The 5,646-nt window shown below is 73.3% G+C and carries 3 protein-coding genes and 1 pseudogene; all 4 read right to left on the bottom strand.

Annotated features, from left to right (window positions below; translation table 11 throughout):
* Window positions 1-129: 129 nt before the first annotated feature.
* Window positions 130-312 (bottom strand): annotated as a pseudogene (locus tag ACK5IN_RS01885) (methylmalonate-semialdehyde dehydrogenase (CoA acylating)); the annotation flags it as partial.
* A 16-nt stretch (window positions 313-328) separates the two neighbouring features.
* Window positions 329-1,351: an NADPH:quinone reductase gene (locus tag ACK5IN_RS01880; protein ID WP_416894537.1), complete on the bottom strand. Its 1,023-nt coding sequence runs from the start codon at window positions 1,349-1,351 to the stop codon at window positions 329-331.
* Between the two features lie 80 nt (window positions 1,352-1,431).
* On the bottom strand, window positions 1,432-2,235 hold the full coding sequence (locus ACK5IN_RS01875) for a DNA-formamidopyrimidine glycosylase family protein (RefSeq protein ID WP_416894536.1): 804 nt from the start codon (window positions 2,233-2,235) through the stop codon (window positions 1,432-1,434).
* A gap of 2 nt (window positions 2,236-2,237) precedes the next feature.
* Window positions 2,238-5,646, bottom strand: a 3,409-nt coding sequence (locus ACK5IN_RS01870; RefSeq protein ID WP_416894535.1) for an ATP-dependent helicase, incomplete at its 5' end; no start/stop codon positions are given.

Here is a 5,646-nt window from a genome sequence, read left to right as displayed (position 1 = left end):
TCAGCGCCTGCGCGCTCCACGAGTGGAAGACGTGCGCCCGGTCGTCGGCGCGCACCCGCGCGTCGGCGACGGAGTCGGCGGTGGAAGCCTGTGCGGCCCGCGGGTCGGTCATGTCGATGCTCCTGTCCCTCAGTCGTTCTGCGGGAACCCGAGGGTGATCCCGCCGTGTGCCGCGGGGGCGAGCCAGCGGCTGGTGATCGCCTTCTCGCGCGGGAAGAAGTCGAACCCATGAACACCGTACGCCTGGGCGTCGCCGAACCGCGAGGTCTTGGACCCGCCGACCTGCACCGCGTTCTGGAAGCGGCGGGCGGCGGGACGGCACCGCGGGTCAGAGGTCGGCGACCCGGATCAGCACCTTCCCGACCGTGCGGCCCTGCACGGCGTCGTGTGCGGCGGCGGTCCGCTCGAGCGGGAACCACGTGAGCGGAAGTCCGGTCTCGGCGCCGGAGCGCAGGATGCCGTCGCCCAGCGCCGCGGTGATGTCGTCCACCGCGGCGGCCCACGCCTGCGGTGCGACGTTGTAGAGCAGCACGCCCTGGAGGCGCAGGTTCTTCGCGAACGACCCGCGCGTGGGCATCGTGAACGTCGGCCCGCCGTCGTCGGCGTAGTACGCCAGGCTCGCACGGTTGGCCGCAATCGCGGCGTCCTGTGCGGCGTTGGCGACGATCGCCACCTCGACCAGGTGGTCGACGCCGCCCGGGGCGAGTTCGGCGACCCGCGCCGGCACGTCCTCCGTCGGGTAGTCGATGACGTGGTGCGCGCCCGCGGCGCGCGCGAGCGCCGCCTTCTCGGGCGACGACACCGTCGCGATCACCGTGCCTCCGGCCCAGTGCGCGAGCTGCACGGCGGCGCGGCCGACGGCCCCGGCGCCGCCCGAGACGAACACCGTGCGGCCGGCGAGCGCTCCGGGCGAGAGACGGGCGGGGCCGTCTTCGTGCACCGTGAGCGCGCGGTGCGCCGTCATCGCCGGCACCGCGAGCGAGGCGCCGGTCGCGAAGTCGACGTCGTCGGCGAGGGGAACCGCGTGCGAGGCAGGCACGACCACGTACTCCTGCGCGGTGCCGCCCGGCCGCTCGTGCTGGGTGAGGTACAGCCAGACTCGGTCGCCGGTGGAGAGGTCCGTGACACCGTGGCCGGCGGCATCCACGACTCCTGCGCCGTCCTGATTCGGCACGATCTCGCCGAACCTGTCGAGCCGCGCGGTCGCCGAGCGCGACTTCCAGTCGGTCGGGTTGACGCCCGACACCGCGATGCGCACACGGACCTCACCCGGCCCGGGCTCGGGGATCTCGCGGTCGACGAGCGAGAGGACGGAGGACTCGCCGTGCGACGAGTAGACGATCGCCTTCATGGGGTTCACGCTACCCGGGTGTCGAGCGTGGTGAGGCCGAGCTCGCTTCACGCGCGGAGCAGGTCGCGACGCCCGCTCCATCACGGCAGGGGCTGGCACACGGGGCACCAGAACACGATGCGCTCGTGCGGCGGGTCGGCGGCCCGGGAGCCTGCGCCGAGCGACCCGCCGCGGATCGGGGCGCCGCAGCGACGGCACGGCCGGCCCTCGCGCCGATACACCCACGTCGGGGCGCGCGCGTCGCCGGTGAACGTGCGATTCCGGCGACCGACGTTGGCGCGGATCGTCCGCGCACCGAGGTCGATGAGCGCTGCCGCATCGACGTCCGCCGCCGGGGTGCGGGGGTGGATGCCGCGCAGGAACAGCAGCTCGTTGACGTACTCGTTGCCGAACCCAGCGACGATCCGCTGGTCCTGCAGCGCGACGTGCACCGGGCGGGGGTCGGCGGCCAGGCGGCGGGCGGCCTCGGTGGGATCCCAGTCGTCGCGCAGCGGATCGGGACCGAGGTGCCCGACGAGGCGGTCCTCGTCACGTGTGGGCACCACCTCGACCATCGCCAGGTCGAAGCCGACCGCGTCGTGTGCGCCGTCGAGCCCGGCGTCGACGCCGACGATCGCGCGGGCCCGAAAACCCGGGCGCCGCCATCTCTCGCCGGGCCGGTAGAGGTCCCACCGGCCCTCCATCCTCAGATGCGAGTGCAGTGTGCACGCGCCCGCGCGCAGCAGCAGGTGCTTTCCGTGCGGCACGACCGCGTGCACGGTCTCCCCGCGCAGGTCGGCCGTGGCACTGCCGGGCACGCGCAGGTCGAACCGCGCGATGGGCGCCCCGGCGAGCGCGGTGTGCAGCCGCTGCGCGGTGCGAAAGACGGTGTCGCCCTCGGGCATGCTCAGCTCGCCCGGGCGTCCGCGCGGCGCAGGGTGAGGCCGCGCGGGGATTCGACGAAGCCGGCCGCGCGCAGCGCGTGGCCGAGGGGTGACCCCAGCACGAACGCGCCGTTGATCTGCTCGACCGTGAGCGTGGCGAGCCGGCGCTCGCGGGCGGTGCGGACGAGATCGATGGATGCCGCGGCCAGGCGCTCCTCGTCGTCGGTGAACGACAGCGCGGTCTTGCCGCCGCGCTCGAGGTACAGCACGAGGTCGCCGTCGACGAGCACGACCATCGCGCCGGCCTTCCTGCCGGGGCGATGCCGCACGCCGTCGAGCACCGGCCAGGCCAGGGCGGCGCCGTACGGATTGGCCGGGTCGGTCGCGGCGAGGGTGTGGCACCTCGACAAGCTCGGGGAGCGGGTCGCGTCTGGACCTCCGCTCCGCCGGCCGTTTCCGGTTCCGGAGTCTGGGCCCACCCGCCCCGAGGTTCCGGGCAGCGCGTCAGCGCTGTCGGGAGGGGGTGGGGGAAGTGAGGATCGGGTGAACTCGCGCAGCCGGTCGATCGTGCCAGACGTCGCGAACTGGGCCGCACCGAGCTTCTCGATGATGTAGCCGCGGCGGCAGTGGCCGGCCTGCTCGAAACCGGCGAGGATCCGATACGTCTGCGCGAATCCCCCCGACACCCCCTCGGCCTGCACCGATCCACGCGTCACGACCCCGTAGCGGTCGAGCAGCAGACTCGCCGCCGCCGTCGCCCGCTGCGCCGCGTCGCGCTCGGGTTCGGGCAGCAGCGACCACCGTCCGCCCAGTGCGGGCGGGCGAGGCGGCGTGCCCGCGAACCGCTGTCCGCGATACGTGCGCGCCCGGGGTGCTCGACGCGTCGTCTTGTGCGCCTGCGATCCGCCGCCCAGCAGTGTGCGGATCGGCGCGAACGTGTCATTGGCGACCAGGCCCGCCCACGTGAGGTTCCACAGCGCGTCGGCCACCGACGGTCCCGGCTGCGGTTCGACCAGGGCCTCGAGCTGAGACGCGAAGTACGCGCCCCCTGCGCTCAGCACACCCAGCACCTGCGTCTCCAACTGGCTGAGTTCGGGGGCGTCGGGGTGCGCATCGGCCAGTGTGAGCGCGGCCAGATCGGCCGGATGCAGGGCGATCCAGCCGTCGCGGCCGGGCAGCGACCTCTGGCCCGACCACAGCACCTCGCCCGATGCCGTCAGCTCGTCGAGCATCGCGGGGGAGTAGTCGCGCACCCGCGCGGGCAGCACGAGCGACTCCCACGCGCTCGCCGGGATCGGCACGCCCGCCAGCTGTTCGATGACGGCCGCGACGCCGTCGATGCCCTCCAGAGGTCGGTCGAGGTGTTGCCAGGCGGGCAGGAACCGTGCATACGCGTCTTGCGGAACCGGCTCGACGCTGCCGCGGATCGCGGCGAGCGACCGCAGCCGCAGCCGACGCAGCACCTCCGCGTCGCACCAGTCCGCCTCGGCGCCGCCGTCCGGTGGCTCGGGAAGGAAGTACCCGCTCGTGACCCGCCCCTGCGTCTCGAGTCGTTGCAGGGTCTGCCGTGCCACGGCGGCACCGATGCCGAGGCGGGCCGCGGCATCCCCCGCGCGAAACGGGCCGTGCGTGCGCGCGTGTCGGGCCAGCAGATCGCCCAGCGGATCGGCGACCGGGTCGAGGAACGCCGTCGGGATGCCGACCGGCAGCGGGATACCGAGGGCATCGCGCAGCCGCCCGGCGTCCTCGATGGCGGCCAACCGCGGGTCGCCCGCTATCGTGACGGGGATCACCCGCCGTTCGGCGACGAGGGCGTCGAGGTGGGCCCGTGCGTGCTGCGGCTCGTCGAGCCGCGCGGCGACCTCGGTGGCATCCAGGGGTCCGAGCATCCGCAGCAGATCCGCCGCTCCCTCCTTCCCGTGTGCTCGCCGGGCGGGATCGAGCCGCTGCGCCTCCAGCTCGAACTGCGCGATGACTCCCGGATCGAGCAGTTCGCGCATCTCGACCTTGCCGAGCAGCTCCGATAGCAGCGCCGGATCCACCGACAGAGCTGCCGCGCGCCGCTCGGCCAGGGGCGAATCGCCCTGGTACATGAACGCACTCACATACCCGAACAGCAGGTCGCGCGCGAACGGCGACGGCTGCGGGGTGGAGGTCTCGACCAGCCGGATGCGGTGCTCGCCGATGGCGCGCGCGATGCGAAGCAGCGCGGGCAGGTCGTAGACGTCCTGCAGCACCTCGCGCAGCGTCTCGAGGATGATCGGGAACGTCGGGTGGTCCTTCGCGACCTCCAGCAGCTGCGCCGCCCGCTGACGCTGCTGCCACAGCGGGCTGCGCCGGCCCGGGTTCATGCGCGGCATGAGCAGCGCGCGGGCCGCCGACTCGCGGAAGCGCGCCGCGAACAGCGCCGACCCCCCGACCTCATCGGTAACGAGCTGGTCGAGCTCGTCGGGGTCGAAGACGAAGAGCTCGGCGCCGGGTGGTTCGGCCTCGGCGTCCGGAACCCTCGCGATGATGCCGTCGTCGCTGGCCACAGCCGACCCCTCCACGCCGAGCCGCTCGCGGATGCGGGCGTTGACCGCCAGCGCCCACGGCGCATGCACGTGCATGCCGTATGGGGAATGCAAGATGACGCGCCAGTCTCCGACCTCGTCGCGACTGCGCTCGACGGTGAGGGTCGTGTCGGTGGGGAGGGTGCCGGTGGCCTCGCGCTGCTCGGCGAGATAGGCGCGCAGGTTCGCCGCCGCCTTGTCGTCGAGCCCCGCCTCGTACAGCCGCCGGGACGCCTCGGCCGGTGCGGCGGCGGACACCTCGCGGGTGAAGCGGCCGAGCGCCTCACCGAGCTCGGCGGGGCGGCCCAGCCCGTCGCCGCGCCAGAACGGGACCTTGCCGGGCTGACCGAACGCGGGAACGACGTTGACCCGGTCATGGGTGATCTCGACGATGCGCCAGCTTGTCGTGCCGAGCGTGAACACGTCGTTCACGCGCGATTCGTAGACCATCTCCTCATCGAGCTCGCCGACGCGCGCGTTGCGAGTCTCGCCGGCCACGAACACGCCGAACAGTCCACGGTCGGGGATCGTGCCGCCGCTGGTGACCGCGATGCGCTGCGCCCCGGGTCGCCCGGTGATCACGCCGAGATCGCGATCCCAGATCACGCGCGGGCGCAGCTCGGCGAACCGATCGGAGGGGTACCTGCCCGCCAACAGGTCGAGCGTCGCCTCGTAGGCGGAACGGGGGAGCGTCCGGAACGGTGCACTGCGTCGGACCGTCTCGTACCACCCCTCCACGTCAAGTGGCTCGATCGCCGCAGCGGCGACTGTCTGCTGCGCCAGGATGTCGAGAGGGTTCTGCGGGATGCGGATCGCCTCGATCTGGCCGGCCAGCATCCGCTCGGTCACGATCGCGGTGTGCAGCACATCGCCGCGGTGC

It is taken from the genome of Microbacterium sp. (assembly GCF_047971895.1).
Classification (GTDB): Bacteria; Actinomycetota; Actinomycetes; order Actinomycetales; family Microbacteriaceae; genus Microbacterium.
This window is presented reverse-complemented; position numbering and strand designations above follow the sequence as displayed.

Coding starts and splice junctions, on each gene's coding strand:
- ACK5IN_RS01880 (WP_416894537.1), bottom strand. CDS start 1,351: ATGAAGGCGATCGTCTACTCGTCGCACGGCGAGTCCTCCGTCCTCTCG.
- ACK5IN_RS01875 (WP_416894536.1), bottom strand. CDS start 2,235: ATGCCCGAGGGCGACACCGTCTTTCGCACCGCGCAGCGGCTGCACACC.